The sequence below is a fragment of the Actinoplanes sp. NPDC000266 genome (genome assembly GCF_042899005.1).
Lineage (GTDB): Bacteria > Actinomycetota > Actinomycetes > Mycobacteriales > Micromonosporaceae > Actinoplanes.
The window spans coordinates 98397-112194 of the sequence record NZ_JBIAZI010000014.1 but is presented as its reverse complement, the minus strand read 5'-3'; the positions used below and the strand labels follow the sequence as shown (position 1 = coordinate 112194).

Here is a 13798-nt window from a genome sequence, read left to right as displayed (position 1 = left end):
CTGAGTCAGCGCCGGGCGCTGCAAGGCGGAGCCGGGGGCTGGGGAGCGGAACCGGGGGCTGGGGAGCGGAACCGGGGCGTTACAGGCGGATGCCCAGCAGAGCGTCCACGGTACGGGACATCAGGGCCGGGGCCTCGGTGTCGTCGCCGACCGCGGACAGGGCCGCCTCGGACCAGGCGTCGACCAGGGCCAGGGCGGCCGGGGCGTCCAGGTCGTTCGACAGGCTTTCCCGTACGGCGGCCAGCAGGCCCTCGCCCGACGGGCCCGCGGGGGCGGCGGCGGCGGACCGCCAACGGGCCAAGCGGTCCTCGCCGGCCTTCAGGACCTCGTCGGTCCACTCGCGGTCGGTGCGGTAGTGGCCCGAGAGCAGGCCCAGGCGTACGGCCATGGGGTCCACGCCGTCGCCTCGCAGGCGGGACACGAAGACCAGGTTGCCCTTGGACTTCGACATCTTCTCGCCCTCCAGGCCGATCATGCCGGCGTGGACGTAGTGGGCGGCGAACGGCTCGGCGCCGGTCAGCGTCTCGGCGTGGGCGGCCGAGCACTCGTGGTGGGGGTAGATCAGGTCGCTGCCGCCGCCCTGCACCTCGATGGTGTCGCCCAGCAGGTTCAGGGCGATCGTCGTGCACTCGATGTGCCAGCCGGGGCGGCCGGGGCCCAGGTCGCCGCCGTCCCACGCCGGCTCGCCGTCGCGGGCGCCGCGCCACAGCAGGGGGTCGAGCGGGTCGCGCTTGCCGGCACGGGCCGGGTCGCCGCCGCGCTCGGCCGACAGGGTGGTCATCTCGTCGCGGGAGTATCCGGACTCGTAACCGAAGCGCGGGGCGGCCGAGATGGCGAAGTACACGTCGCCGGTGCCGTCGTCGAGCGTGTAGGCCGCGCCGTCGGCGAGCAGCTTGTTCACGTGGGCCACGATCGACGGGATGGACTCGACGGCGCCCACGTAATGCGCCGGCGGGATGATCCGCAGGGCCTCCATGTCCTCGCGGAACAGGGCCGTCTCGCGCATGCCCAGGACGATCCAGTCCTCGCCGTCACGCTCGGCCCGCTCGAGCAGCGGGTCGTCGATGTCGGTCACGTTCTGCACGTAGCGGACCTCGTGGCCGTTGTCGCGCCACAGGCGGTTGACCAGGTCGAACGTGATCATCGTGGCGGCGTGGCCCAGGTGGGTGGCGTCGTACGGGGTGATGCCGCAGACGTACATCGTCGCCGCGTCGCCGGCCGGCTCGGACGGCTGCACCGAGCGGCGGGCCGAGTCGTACAGGCGCGGCGGCTGCCCCGAGCCGGGCAGGGTCGGCACATCGTGCCCGGTCCAAGCGTCCATGGTTGTGAAGCCTATCCAGCTGGTAGGAACAAAGGCGCGCGTCCGTGACCTACTACACGGGCGGCCAGGGGATCGCCGGCCAGTCCTGCGGCGGCTGCGGGAAGCGGCCCGCGCGCAGCAGCCGCTTGGCCCGCAGGCGCACGTGCTGCACCTCGGAGATCGTCAGGTGCTCCTCGAGGGCCGATCCCAGTTCGCCGTCGAGCTGGGCGATCAGCCGGGGCAGGAGCGCCGCGGCCTCGTCGATCAACGGCTTGCCCGTCCAGCCCCACAGGACCGTGCGCAGTTTGTTCTCCACGTGGAACGAGACGCCGTGGTCGACGCCGTGCACCGAGCCGGTGGCCGGGTAGAGCACGTGGCCGCCCTTGCGGTCGGCGTTGTTGATCACCGCGTCGAAGACCGCGAGCCGGGCCAGGCGCTGGTCGTCGGCGTGGGCCAGCGCGTACGCGTCGCCGTCGTCGTCGCGGGCGTTGGCCACCGCGATCCAGCCCTCGGGCACGTCGTACGCCGGCACGAAGCCGATCAACGGCGTCAGATCCTCCGGCTCGTCGATCCACAGCTGCAGGGCGCCCGAGCCGAGCGGCCCGTCCCGCAGGATCGTCGGCGGCACCAGGTCCCAGCCCGTGGCCTGGGACACGAGATAGGCCGACACCTCGCGCCCGGCCAGCGTGCCGTCGGGGAAGTCCCACAGCGGTTTCTCGCCGCGCACCGGCTTGTAGACACAGCGCCGGGTCACGCCGGACAGTGTGATCTCGGCCCGCAGCGTCGTGTTCGAGGCGTCGACGAGCCGGCCCTCGATCTCCATCTCGCCGTGGGCGAGCAGCTCGAGGGCGTCGCTCTCGGCCAGCGCCGCCGCGGGCTCAGCCGTCACCGGTGGTAGCCGTTGTGCCGGGGGCAGAGGTGGCCGGCCGGGTCGAGCGGCTGGCCGCAGAGCGGGCAGGGCGGCCGGCCGGCGGCCACCACGCGGCGGGCCCGGTCGATGAAGGCACGGGTCGCCTCGGGGGTCAGCCGCACGCGGAGCCGGTCGAGGTCGTCGTCGGGCTCGTCGTCCTCGTCCTCGTCGTCCTCGACGTCGTCGTCGTCCGGGTCGTCACCCGGGTCGCCGCCGAGCTCGATCTCGACCTCGGACTCACCCGCCTCGATGGCCTCGATCACCACCGTGCTGGTGTCGACGTCGAAGGCGAGCCCGAGCGTGCCGACGCGGAACTCCTCGTCGACCGGAACGTCGAGCGGCTCGTTGTCGTGCCCGGCGAGCATGGCCGTCTCGGGCAGCGAGACACCGAACCGTTTGTTCGCCTCGACGAGCAGTTCCTCGAGTTTCTCGGCGAGGAGCGACACCTGGACCTTCTCCAGCGCGACGCTGATCACCCGGCCGCCACCGCGGGCCTGGAGGAAGAAGGTCCGGTCGCCCGGCTCGCCCACCGTCCCGGCCACGAACCGCTCGGGCGGCTCGAAGGAGTGCACCTGGTGGGTCATGGAACAACCCTATCCACCCTCACCCGGCCCCGCGCATCCCCACAGGGCCGGGTTCGCCCACGGCGCAACGCTCACCAGCCAGCGGTAACACGCCGGTCACACTCTGCTCTCAGACCCCGGCTCCCGCACCGCCGCCCACGGCGGCGTCGGAGGCGACAGCCGCCTGGGGCACGAGCGACGACAGGTCCGAGGTGTCGTTGACGCGCACCACGAAGGGCCGCGTCGGCGTGTACCGGATCACGGTCACCGAGGCCGGGTCGGCGACGATGCGCTGGAACTGGTCGAGGTGCAGGCCGAGCGCGTCGGCCACGATGGCCTTGATCACATCACCGTGGCTGCAGACCGCCCAGAGGGCTTCCGGGCCGTGCTCCGCCGTGATCTTGGCGTCCCATCGCCGTACGCCCGCGACCGCCCGCGCCGACATCGCCGCCATCGCCTCGCCGCCCGGGAAGACCACCGCGCTGGGATGCTGCTGCACCACCGGCCACAGATCCTCCTTGGCCAGCTCCTTGAGCGGGCGACCCTCCCAGTCGCCGTAGCCGCACTCGGTGAAGGCCTCGTCCACGACCGGCGTGGCACCGGGCAGGGCCAGCTCGACGGTCGTCCGGCACCGGATCAGCGGGCTGGTCACCACGGCCACCAGCGGCAGCGCGCGCAGCCGCTCACCGGCCCGCTCGGCCTGGCGGCGCCCGGTCTCGTCGAGCTCCACCGGGAGCCGGCCGGCCAGTTCGCCGGTGGCGTTGGCGGTCGTGCGCCCGTGCCGGAGCAGCAGAACGGTGGCCACTACTCGGCCACGCCGGATTCTTCGTACGCCTCGGCGACGATCCGGAGGGTGTCGAGGCCGCTCTTGAGATCGCCGACGTACGGGCTGATGGAGAGCGTGCCGACGCCGGCCGCGGCGTACTGCCTGATCCGCTCCTTGACCTGGATCTTGTTGCCCAGGATCGAGGTGCGCTCGATGAACTCCTGCGGCACGGCCTCGGCCGCCTCGGCCTTCTTGCCGCTGAGGTAGAGATCCTGAACCTTGGCCGCGGCGTCGGCGTACCCCATGCGTACGGCCAATTGGTTGTAGAAGTTCTGCTCCCGGCTGCCCATGCCGCCCACGTAGAGCGAGGCGTAGGGCCGGATCACGTCGGCGCACCAGGCCACGTTGTCGCCGAGCACCACCGGCACCGTCGGCGCCACGTCGAAACCGGTCAGCCCCAGGCCCTTCTTGGCCCGGCCACGCTCGATGTGCTGCAGATACTCCCCCGCGGCGTCCGGCGCGAAGAAGATGGCCAGCCAGCCGTCGGCGATCTCGCCGGCCAGCTCCAGGTTCTTGGGGCCGACGGCGGCCAGGTAGATCGGGATGGCCTCGCGCGGCGGGTGGAAGCCGAGCCGCAGCGCCTTGCCGGGCCCGTCCGGCAGAGGCAGCGTGTAGTGCTCGCCCTGATACGAGACCGGCTGCCGGGCGATCGCCATTTTGACGATCTCGACATATTCCCGGGTACGCCCGAGCGGCTTGCCGAAACGCACGCCGTGCCAGCCCTCGGACACCTGCGGGCCGGAGACGCCCAGGCCGAGCCGGAAACGGCCGCCGGAGAGCGTGTCGATGGTGGCCGCGGTCATCGCGGTCATGGCCGGGGTGCGGGCCGGGATCTGCATCACGGCGGCGCCCAGGTCGATCTGCTGGGTCTGCCCGGCGATCCACGAGAGCATGCTGACCGTGTCCGAGCCGTACGCCTCGGCCGACCAGGCGACGGCGTAGCCGAGCCTGTCCGCCTCCTGGGCCATCGCCAGATGGTCCTGCGGTGTGCTCCACGCCGATTGATAACCGAGGCTCAGTCCCAGACGCACGTGCGCTCCCCTCCATTTTCGCTGTTCGCAGCCTAGTGGCCCACGCTCGGTGATCTCGGTCAGGTAACCGACCGGTTCGACCTGGGCGTCAGCATTTCCCTATGGAGACTGTCTGAATAAGGTTCACTCATGCAACAGCGACCGCTCGGCCGAAGCGGGCTGGCGGTCTCGCGGCTCGCCCTCGGCACCATGACCTGGGGCCGGGACACCGACCCGGACGACGCGGCCGCGCAGCTCAAACTCTTCCTCGAGGCCGGCGGCACGCTGCTCGACACGGCCGACGTCTACGGCGACGGCGACGCCGAGGCCGTGATCGGCTCGCTGCTCGACCACCTGGTCCCCCGCGACGAGGTGGTCATCGCCACCAAGGCCGGCCTCACTCCGCACGGCTTCCGCACCCGCGACGGCTCCCGCGGCAACCTGCTGCGCTCGCTCGACGCGTCGCTGCGCCGGCTCGGCACCGACTACGTCGATCTCTGGCAGGTGCACGGGTACGACCCCATGACGCCCCTCGAGGAGACTCTCGGAGCCCTGGATCACGCCGTGAACAGCGGCCGCGTCCGCTACGTGGGCGTCTCCAACTTCGCGGCCTGGCAGACCGCCCGCGCCGCCACGTGGCAGGCGGCCTATCCCGGCCGGGCGCCGATCGTGGCCTCCCAGATGGAGTACTCGCTACTGGAGCGGGGCATCGAACGCGAACTCCTGCCGGCCGCGGCCGGCCTCGGCTTCGGCGTGCTGGCCTGGTCGCCACTGGGCCGGGGCGTGCTGACCGGCAAATACCGCAACGGCCGCCCGCTCGACTCCCGGGCCGCCACCGAACATCTGGCCGCCTTCGTGCAGACGTACCTGGAACCCCGTAGTTCCAGCATCGTCCAGGCGGTCGTCACCGCGGCCGCCGGCCTGGGCGTCTCACCGGTCGAGGTCGCCCTGGCCTGGCTGCGCGACCGCCCCGGCGTGGCCGCACCGATCCTGGGCGCCCGCACGGCCGGCCAGCTCCAGGGCGCCCTGCTCAGCGAGGACCTGACCCTGCCGGCCGAGATCGCCAACGCCCTCGACGACGTCTCCGCCATCGACGTGGGCTACCCCGAGCGCGACGGCGAGGCCTGACGCCCGGTCACTTGGCCAGTTCCCCGGCGAGCACGACGACGAGAACAAGCGCCACCACCCCGGCGACGACCCCGAGCCGCACGGCAAGCGAGGAGCGCCTCATCGATCGGGGCCGGTTCACCCAGTGGCTCCCCCGGTTCGCGATCGTGGCTTTCGCCTTCGCCGAGAGCAGACTCGACTTCGCGATGGCGTGCCGCATCGCCCGCAGCTCGGCGTCGGCTTCAGCTTCCCGCCGGCTCCGGCGCCACCGCCGCACGCCGATCACCGCGCCCACCAGCACGATCACTCCACCCACGACGGACGCGACCTTGTCAGCGCCGTCGAGCCAGCCCTCCATGGCCGCAGTGTAGAAGTGCCGCACACGGTACGCGCTTTCCCAGCACCGGGCCCGACATCGGCGTTGCCTGTCCTTGCCGGCCGAGAGTTGTCGGCGTTTACCTGGTTATCAAGGAGGCCAGCGGGCTACCCGCGAAGATCTGGTCGGGGTACTGACTTACGTCCAGCTGTATGGCCGCTGGGTCGGTGGCCAATTCGTAGACGACACGATATCGATCCGTCAGCGCCGTGATGTCCTCGTCCGTCAGGTTGATGTAGGCGGACCTGTTACGCAGAAGTTTCATGGGTTCCCTGCTCGACCAATGCAGCTCGTCCATGAACGATGCCGAAGCGGCCGCATTCTCGTAGCCCTGCTTCCGCACCTTCCGGAAGAATTCCTCCCCATTGCCGCGCGGGACGACGTCAACCTTCAAGTCCACGTCGCCGAGGCGATCTGCAGCAGAATCCAGATAGCTTCCGAAGACCGTGATCGAGGCGATGGCGTAGAGCCGGGCCGGGTCGGCGTTGTACGCGCGAGCGCGTGCCAACACTCCCGCCAACAGCTCCTCCGCCTTGGCGCGACTCACCGGTCGACCGAAGCCGGCCTGTGCCAGAGCATTGCCCTTGACCGTGGTCCGCCACCATTGCCCGGTGTCATTGACGCTGCGCGGGTCCGGCTCGACGTATCCCTCTTCCGCGAGGGCGGCAAGGAGGTCGCGCGCCTCCGCTTGGCCGCAACCTCGGTAGCGAGCCATTACCTCGATGGGGAAGGCTTCGTGGCGAAAGAGCTTTCTCGCCAGGTCCCTCGCGGTGACTGCATCGAGGCCGGCGATCACGTCCGTCTTAGCGACACGCACCCTGTTCACCTATGCCCTTCACGATGGCTGCGGCCCAGGCTATCGGCCGCCCCCGGTCCTCGCGCCTCGATCCTCTGGGCGGTGTACCGGTAGTCACGGACGGCGGTTTGTGACCTCTGCCGCAACGCCGGCGTTCGGACCTGGCTTGACCAGGCGAGATCCGGCAATACACGCTTCGCCGCTCTGCTCCGGGTGTCGCTCAGAGTGAATAACCGCTGGTCAGAGCTTGTCGGAGGGGCTGGAAGAGGTGCACTCTAGCTTCCATGGACTACGAATACGCGCCGCTGAGGTTGCCCTCGAATGTCGATCGGTTGACCGCGGCGGCGCAGCTCGCCATTCAGGCGGAGTTCTCGGGCTGGGAGCTGGCGCGCGTGCAGCTCTACCGGGACGGCACCCGCAAGGTGATGCTCCGCCGTCGTGTGCAGCCGACCCCGCAGCCGGGGTTGAGCTACTGAGAAAGGCCCGTCCGTTGCGGACGGGCCTTTCTTGGCTACAACCGAAGATGCTCAGTGGTGGTGACCGGCGTGGTCCTCTTCCTCGTCCGGCAGGTACGGGTGCTCGTCGAGGCGCCCGACCAGCAGGTCGCCCTGCTTCGGGGCGAACGGGCCGTCGCCGTCGGAGTCCTCGAAGGCCTCCAGGTCGAGCGGCTCGGAGATCTCGCTGACGGTCAGCAGGCCGTCGAGCGGCTCCAGCTCGGGCACGTCCAGCGACGACAGCGAGCCGTCGCCGGCCTGGAGCAGCTCGAGCACGGCCTCGCCGACCGTCTCGACCGCGCCCGGGTCCTCGTCCTCCGGCACGGCGCTGCGCCGGGCCACCTCGGCGCGCCGCAGCAGCGCCGAGATGCTCGGCACGCGGTAGTCGCGGCGCTGGCGCACGGAGAGGACCTGCGGGTAGGGGTCGGTCGACTCGGCCGGGTCGAAGCCGTCGACGCCCAAGCCGAAGCGCTGGTCGGCCTCGTCGGGGTCGATCGACTCGACGTCCCAGGGCGTCACCTCGCCGTACGCGTCCAGCATCTTCTCGTCGTACGCGAAAGAGGCGTTGTTGAGGTTGACGTACGCCTGCCAGACGTCGTCGTCGTCCATGCGGCCCTCGGCCGCCTTGACCGCTGTCAGGTGCGCCCGGGCGGCCTCGACGACCCGCTCGAGGGCGGCGTCGAGCTCCGCGTTCTGGTCAGTCATCGGAGTGGGTCCTTCCACACAAATCAGCTGTTACGGAGCAGACGGTCGAGCACACGCACGCCGAACTCTAGCCCCTCGACCGGGACCCGCTCGTCAATGCCATGGAACAACGAGGAGAACGCCAGGTCGGCCGGGAGTTTCAGCGGGGCGAACCCGAAACACCGGATCCCCAGGGTGGAGAAGGCCTTGGCGTCGGTGCCGCCCGACATCATGTACGGGATGGTGCGCGCGGCCGGATCCTCGGCCCGCAGGGCGTCGCTCATGGCCTCGACCAGCGCCCCGTCGAAGCCGGTCTCCACGGCCGTCTGCTGGGAGACGTGCTCGATGTCGACGCCGGGGCCGATCAGCTCGCGCAGCTCGGCCAGGAAGGCGTCGGCGTGCCCGGGCAGCGTGCGGCAGTCGATCGTCGCGCTGGCCCGGCCGGGGATCACGTTGTCCTTGTAGCCCGCCTCGAGCCGGGTCGGGTTGGCCGTGTTGCGGACCGTGGCGCCGATCATGTTGGCGATCGGGCCGAGCTTGGCGATGACCTCCTCGGGCTTCTCCGGGTCGAGCTCGACGTCGAGCGCCTCGCTGATCTGCTCGAGGAAGGTGCGCACGGTCGGGGTGAGCACGGTCGGGAAGCGGTGCCGGCCGACCCGGGAGACGGCCTCGGCCAGCGTGGTGATCGCGTTGTCGTCGTGCACGAACGAGCCGTGCCCGGGGCGGCCGGTGGCGTTCAGGCGCAGCCAGTCGAGGCCCTTCTCGGCGGTCTGCACGAGATAGAGGCGCAGGTCGTCGTTAACGGTGAAGGAATAGCCGCCGACCTCGCCGATCGCCTCGGTGACGCCCTCGAACGCGTCGCGGTGGTTGCGCACGAGCCACTGCGAGCCGTACTCCATGCCGGCTTCCTCGTCGGCCGTGTACGCCAGCACGATGTCGCGCGGCGGCACGTAGCCGGTGCGCTGCCACTCGCGGACCACCGCGAGCATCATCGCGTCGAAGTCCTTCATGTCGATCGCGCCGCGGCCCCAGAGGTAGCCGTCCTTCTCCTCACCGGAGAACGGGTCGACCGACCACTCGCTCGCGTCGGCCGGGACCACGTCGAGGTGGCCGTGCAGCATCAGGGCGCCACGGCTGCGGTCGGCGCCGGGGATGCGGGCGAACAGATTGGCCCGCGTCGGGGCCGACTCGTGGATCTCGGACTCGATGCCCACCTCGCCGAGCTTCCCGGCGACGTATTCGGCCGCGACGCGCTCGCCGACCGTGGTGCGCGGGTCGCCGGTGTTCGTGGTGTCGATGCGCAGCAGGTCACGGCAGAGGCCGGTGACCTCGTCGACGGCGGTGGTCTTCATCCGCTATTCCTACCAGCAGATCGTTAAGGGGGTTTGTGGGGAGCGCCACTTGGGGAAACGTGACGGCCGTGACTTCGCTGAATCTTCCCCCGCTTCCGCCCATGGGTGGCGAGACCACCGGGCGCAATGTCGTCGACGTCATCACCCGAGAGCACCGTGAGCTGCTCGAGCTCTGCGACCGCATGCTGGCGAACCCGGACGACAGGAGGGTCACCGACGTCGTGATCGCCACGTTGTCGCGGCACCTCAGCTGCGAGGAGCAATATCTGTACCCGGCGATCCGCAAGGTGGTGCCCGGCGGCGAGGAGCTCACCGACCGCGAGCTGGCCGAGGATCAGGCCCTGCTGGTCACGTTGCAACAGTTGCAACGGGATCCCTCGGCGAAGGCCGACGTGGCCGCGGCCGTGCGCCGGCACGTCGACGCGGACGCCGAGGAGCTTCTTCCGGTTCTGACGCAGATGGTCCCGATCGAGGATCTGATCCGCGTCGGCAACCGCTTCGAGACGGCCCAGGAGGCCGCGCCGACCCGCCCGCACCCGGCCACCCCGTCCACTCCCCCGTGGAACAAGGTGGTCGATCCGGCCGTGGCCGTGGTGGACAAATTGCGCGATGCCGTCACTCGTCGCACGACGTACGCCAAGGATTTGTAGGGAAAACACCGGATTCGTTAACCCATTTGTCACAAGTGGGGGATGTTTCGAAGGCGCGTAGGTCTAGCCATCTATGTATATGTGGTCCTAACGTCACGCTATGAACCTGGAGCTGCGGCACCTGAAGGTGGTCTGCGCCATCGCGGAGACCGGCAGTGTCACCAAGGCGGCATCGCAGCTGGGGCTCGCACAGCCGGCGCTGACCGCGCAGCTGCAGCGCATCGAGCGCACCCTGGGCGGGCCGCTGTTCGAGCGGGACCGCCGGGGCGCGCGCCCGACCGCGCTCGGCGAGCTGGTCCTGGCCCGCGCCCGAGTGCTGTTGCCGGCCATGAAAGGCCTGCAGGACGAGGCGGCCCGGCTGGCCGGCGCGTCCGGTGAGGGCCGGATGAGCCGCTACCGGTTCGGCGCGATCGGCGGTCCCATCCTGGGCGGCATGGTCCACCGGCTCTCGATGGCCGAGCCGGAGGCCCAGATCACCACGTACGCCTCGTACTACGTCGACGAGCTGGCCAACATGGTGATCGCCGGCAAGCTCGACTACTGCCAGGTCGGCGTGTGCGGCGACGCCATCCCGTCGGCCGACTACGGCCTGGTGTGGCAGACGGTCGCGGTCGACGCGGTGTGCGTGCTCATGCCCGAGGACCACCCGAACGCCAAGGGCACCGATGTCGACCTGGCCGAGCTGGCCAACGAGCAGTGGGTGGCCGGCACCGGCGACGGCTGCTTCGGCGACTGCTTCGCGGCGGCCTGCGCGCGGGCCGGCTTCACCCCGCGGCGGGTCCTCGAGAGCGACATCCGCGGCTGCGTCGACATGGTCGAGGCCGGTTCGGCCCTGGGACTGTGCCAGCCGACGTTCCGGGCCCCGGCCGGGCTGGCCCACCGTCCGCTGCGCGGGGCTCCCCTGCGCTGGCGCTACGTGATCGGGTGGCATCCCGACTCGCCGGCCGCGCTCAGCGCGCACAAGCTGATCGAGATGGCCCAGGACGCGTACGTCGAGGTGGCCGCGCGCAACCCGGCCTACCTCGACTGGCGTGTCGACTATCCCCACCTGGGCGTCTACGACGGTTTGGCCAACAGCTTCAGGGGCCCGGCGTGAGCCGGGCCCCTGGTCGCGACTGACGTCAGGACGCTTCGAAGGTCAGCTTGCCGTCGGCCGCGCCGACCTTGACCTTCTGCCCGGGCGCCAGGTCGGCGCCGAGCAGCATCTTCGACAGGCGGTTGTCGAGGTCACGCTGGATGACCCGGCGCAGCGGGCGGGCGCCGTACTCGGGCTGGAAGCCCTTCTCGGCCAGCCAGTCGATCGCCTCGGTGGTGATCTCCAGGCTGATGTCCTGCGCGTGCAGGCGCCGCCGCGTCTCGTCGAGCATGAGCTCGGTGATCTGCCGGACCTGCTCCTGCTCGAGCTGCCGGAAGACGATGATCTCGTCGATCCGGTTGATGAACTCGGGCCGCAGCTGCTCCTTGAGCCGGCGGTCGAGCCGGTCCCGCAGCTCCTCCTCGGCCGCGCCACCGGAGCCGGTGCCGAAACCGACGCTGCGCCGGGTGCCGCTGATGATGTCCGAGCCGAGGTTGCTCGTCATGATCAGCACGGTGTTCTTGAAGCTCACCGTGCGGCCCTGGCTGTCGGTCAGCCGGCCGTCGTCGAGCACCTGGAGCAGGATGTTGAAGACGTCCGGGTGGGCCTTCTCGATCTCGTCGAGCAGCACGACGCTGTACGGGCGGCGGCGAACCGCCTCGGTCAGCTGACCCGCCTCGTCGTAGCCGACGTAGCCGGGAGGGGCGCCGACCAGGCGCGACACCGTGTGCCGCTCCTGGAACTCGCTCATGTCGAGCCGGATCATCCGGTCCGAGTCGCCGAACAGCGCCTCGGCCAGCGACCGGGCCAGCTCGGTCTTGCCGACACCGGTCGGTCCCAGGAACAGGAAGCTGCCCACCGGCCGGTCCGGGTCGCCGAGCCCGGCCCGCGAGCGGCGGACCGCCTCGGCCACCGCCTCGACGGCGTCGTCCTGGCCGACCACCCGCTCGTGCAGATAGCCCTCGAGGCGGAGCAGGCGCTCCTTCTCCTCCTCGGTGAGCTGGGCGACCGGGATGCCGGTGGCCCGCGACACGACGTCGGCGATGTCGGCGTCGGTCACCTGGGGCACGCCGTCACCGGTCACGCCCGCGGTCGCGATCTGCTCCTTGAGCGAGTTGATCTCGTCGCGGAGGGCCACCGCCTTCTCGTAGTTCTCGGCCGCCACCGCCTGGTCACGGTCGCGGGAGAGCTGCTCGAGGCGGCGCTCCTTCTCCCGTACGTCGGCGTCGGGGGTCTTGACCCTCAGCCGCACCCGGGCGCCGGCCTGGTCGATGAGGTCGATCGCCTTGTCCGGCAGGAACCGGTCGGTGATGTAGCGGTCGGACAGCTCCGCCGCGGCCTGCAGGGCCTCGTCGGTGATCCGCACCTGGTGGTGCGCCTCGTAGTTGTCGCGCAGGCCGCGCAGGATCGACACGGTGTCCTCGACGCTGGGCTCGCCCACCAGCACCGGCTGGAAGCGACGGGCCAGGGCCGCGTCCTTCTCGATGTGCTTGCGGTACTCGTCGAGCGTGGTCGCGCCGACCACCCGCAGCTTGCCGCGGGCCAGGGCCGGCTTGAGCATGTTCGAGGCGTCCATGCCGCCACCCTCGCCGCCGCCACCGGCGCCGACGAGCGTGTGGATCTCGTCCAGGAAGACGATCAGCTGGTCGCCCGAGTCCTGGATCTCGTCGATGACCTTGCGCAGGCGCTCCTCGAAGTCGCCGCGGTAGCGGGTGCCGGCCACCAGGCCGGCCAGGTCGAGCTGGATGACCCGCTTGTTCTCCAGGGTCAGCGGCACGTCGCCGTCCACGATGCGCTGGGCCAGGCCCTCCACGATCGCGGTCTTGCCGACGCCCGCCTCACCGATCAGCACGGGGTTGTTCTTGGTACGCCGGGAGAGGATCTCGACGGCCTGCTCGATCTCGCTGGCGCGGCCGATGACCGGGTCGATCTCGCCGCGGCGGGCGAGCTCGGTCAGGTCGACGCCGAACTGCTCGAGGGTGGGGGTGTTGGCGTTGCCGCCGCTGCCACCGCCGCGCGGAGCGCCGGGGCGCGGGGCGCCCTGCTGCGGCTCGGCCGACTGCTGGAGCGCCTGCGGGTCGAGCTTGCCGCCCAGCAGCCGCCCGGCCGCCGAGTCGGGGTTGAGGCCCAGGGCCATCAGGATGTGCTCGGGGCCGACGTACGAGGCGCCGACCGCGCGCGAGATCTGCAGGCTGTCGAGCAGCGCCCGCTTGGCGGCGGGGGTCAACTGGACCTGCGTGGGCGGCTCCTCGCTGACCCCGGCCGGGCGGCCGAGGGCGGCCAGCAGCGAGTCGGGGTCGGCGCCGGCGCGGCGCACGGTCTGCTTCATCGGCTCGAGCTGGAGGGTCGCCCAGAGCAGATGGTCGGTGTCGAGGTCGGCGATGGTGCGGTCGGGGTCGGCCAGCTCGGCCGCCCGGCGCGCCGACGCGGACAGCACCTCGCGGGCGTCGCCGCTCATGTACTTGGTGATATCGATGCGCTGCGAACGGCGCGGGTCCGCCGCGCCGAAGAAGCGCGCGAAGAAGTCGTCCCACTGACCGGGCCCGCCCGGTCCGATCGGTCCGATGCTCATACGTCTTCTCTCTTCTCCGTAGCCGTTGTGCCGGGGGCCTTTACCCACCTTGCACGACCCCTATCAGCGCCGTGCCGGATCGA

The 13798-nt window shown here is 70.7% G+C and carries 14 protein-coding genes; 4 read left to right on the top strand and 10 right to left on the bottom strand.

All coding sequences use genetic code 11. From position 1 onward, the window contains the following. Positions 1–79 precede the first annotated feature (79 nt). The 5 genes from mshC to ACFY36_RS43005 form a co-directional block, all read right to left on the bottom strand. On the bottom strand, positions 80–1321 hold the full coding sequence (gene mshC / locus ACFY36_RS43025) for a cysteine--1-D-myo-inosityl 2-amino-2-deoxy-alpha-D-glucopyranoside ligase (protein ID WP_499751702.1): 1242 nt from the start codon (positions 1319–1321) through the stop codon (positions 80–82). 52 nt (positions 1322–1373) lie between these two features. Continuing rightward, positions 1374–2189, bottom strand: coding sequence for an SCO1664 family protein (locus ACFY36_RS43020; protein ID WP_499751701.1), 816 nt, complete (start codon positions 2187–2189; stop codon positions 1374–1376). Beyond that, positions 2186–2794, bottom strand: coding sequence for a DUF3090 domain-containing protein (locus ACFY36_RS43015; protein WP_498652184.1), 609 nt, complete (start codon positions 2792–2794; stop codon positions 2186–2188). Before ACFY36_RS43015 ends, ACFY36_RS43020 begins: the two co-directional genes overlap by 4 nt. Before the next feature lie 109 nt (positions 2795–2903). Continuing rightward, the gene (locus tag ACFY36_RS43010; RefSeq protein ID WP_499751700.1) at positions 2904–3578 is read right to left on the bottom strand and encodes a histidine phosphatase family protein; all 675 of its coding nucleotides are present in this window, start codon (positions 3576–3578) and stop codon (positions 2904–2906) included. Then, positions 3578–4630, bottom strand: coding sequence for an LLM class oxidoreductase (locus tag ACFY36_RS43005; protein ID WP_498687369.1), 1053 nt, complete (start codon positions 4628–4630; stop codon positions 3578–3580). Before ACFY36_RS43005 ends, ACFY36_RS43010 begins: the two co-directional genes overlap by 1 nt. A 129-nt stretch (positions 4631–4759) precedes the next feature. Here ACFY36_RS43005 and ACFY36_RS43000 point away from each other — a divergent pair, with 129 nt between their 5' ends. Next, positions 4760–5737, top strand: a complete 978-nt coding sequence (locus ACFY36_RS43000; protein WP_499751699.1) for an aldo/keto reductase — start codon at positions 4760–4762, stop codon at positions 5735–5737. Positions 5738–5744: 7 nt separating this feature from the next. On the opposite strand, the gene ACFY36_RS42995 is transcribed toward ACFY36_RS43000, so the two are convergent. After that, complete coding sequence (locus ACFY36_RS42995; RefSeq protein WP_499751698.1) at positions 5745–6074, bottom strand: hypothetical protein; 330 nt, start codon at positions 6072–6074, stop codon at positions 5745–5747. 97 nt (positions 6075–6171) lie between these two features. Beyond that, on the bottom strand, positions 6172–6909 hold the full coding sequence (locus ACFY36_RS42990) for a nucleotidyltransferase family protein (RefSeq protein ID WP_499751697.1): 738 nt from the start codon (positions 6907–6909) through the stop codon (positions 6172–6174). 263 nt (positions 6910–7172) lie between these two features. Here ACFY36_RS42990 and ACFY36_RS42985 point away from each other — a divergent pair, with 263 nt between their 5' ends. Next, positions 7173–7364 carry a DUF5703 family protein gene (locus ACFY36_RS42985; RefSeq protein WP_360254473.1) on the top strand — a complete coding sequence of 64 codons (192 nt, stop codon included), beginning with the start codon at positions 7173–7175 and terminating at the stop codon, positions 7362–7364. 51 nt (positions 7365–7415) lie between these two features. Here ACFY36_RS42985 and ACFY36_RS42980 read toward each other — a convergent pair whose 3' ends face one another. Together ACFY36_RS42980 and ACFY36_RS42975 are read right to left on the bottom strand one after the other, a co-directional pair. Next, positions 7416–8087 (bottom strand): hypothetical protein, encoded by a 672-nt coding sequence (locus ACFY36_RS42980; RefSeq protein ID WP_498652188.1) that lies wholly within the window; start codon positions 8085–8087, stop codon positions 7416–7418. 23 nt (positions 8088–8110) lie between these two features. Then, on the bottom strand, positions 8111–9418 hold the full coding sequence (locus ACFY36_RS42975; protein WP_499751696.1) for a M20/M25/M40 family metallo-hydrolase: 1308 nt from the start codon (positions 9416–9418) through the stop codon (positions 8111–8113). A 68-nt stretch (positions 9419–9486) separates the two neighbouring features. On the opposite strand from ACFY36_RS42975, the gene ACFY36_RS42970 reads away from it, so the two are divergent. Then, positions 9487–10068, top strand: coding sequence for a hemerythrin domain-containing protein (locus ACFY36_RS42970; RefSeq protein WP_499751695.1), 582 nt, complete (start codon positions 9487–9489; stop codon positions 10066–10068). Between the two features lie 100 nt (positions 10069–10168). Further along, a complete protein-coding gene (locus ACFY36_RS42965) occupies positions 10169–11164 on the top strand; it encodes a LysR family transcriptional regulator (RefSeq protein WP_499751694.1) in 996 nt (331 codons plus the stop codon). Positions 11165–11189: 25 nt separating this feature from the next. Here the strand turns inward: ACFY36_RS42965 and ACFY36_RS42960 are convergent, their stop codons facing one another. Then, positions 11190–13715, bottom strand: a complete 2526-nt coding sequence (locus ACFY36_RS42960; RefSeq protein ID WP_499751693.1) for an ATP-dependent Clp protease ATP-binding subunit — start codon at positions 13713–13715, stop codon at positions 11190–11192. Between the last annotated feature and the right edge of the window lie 83 nt (positions 13716–13798).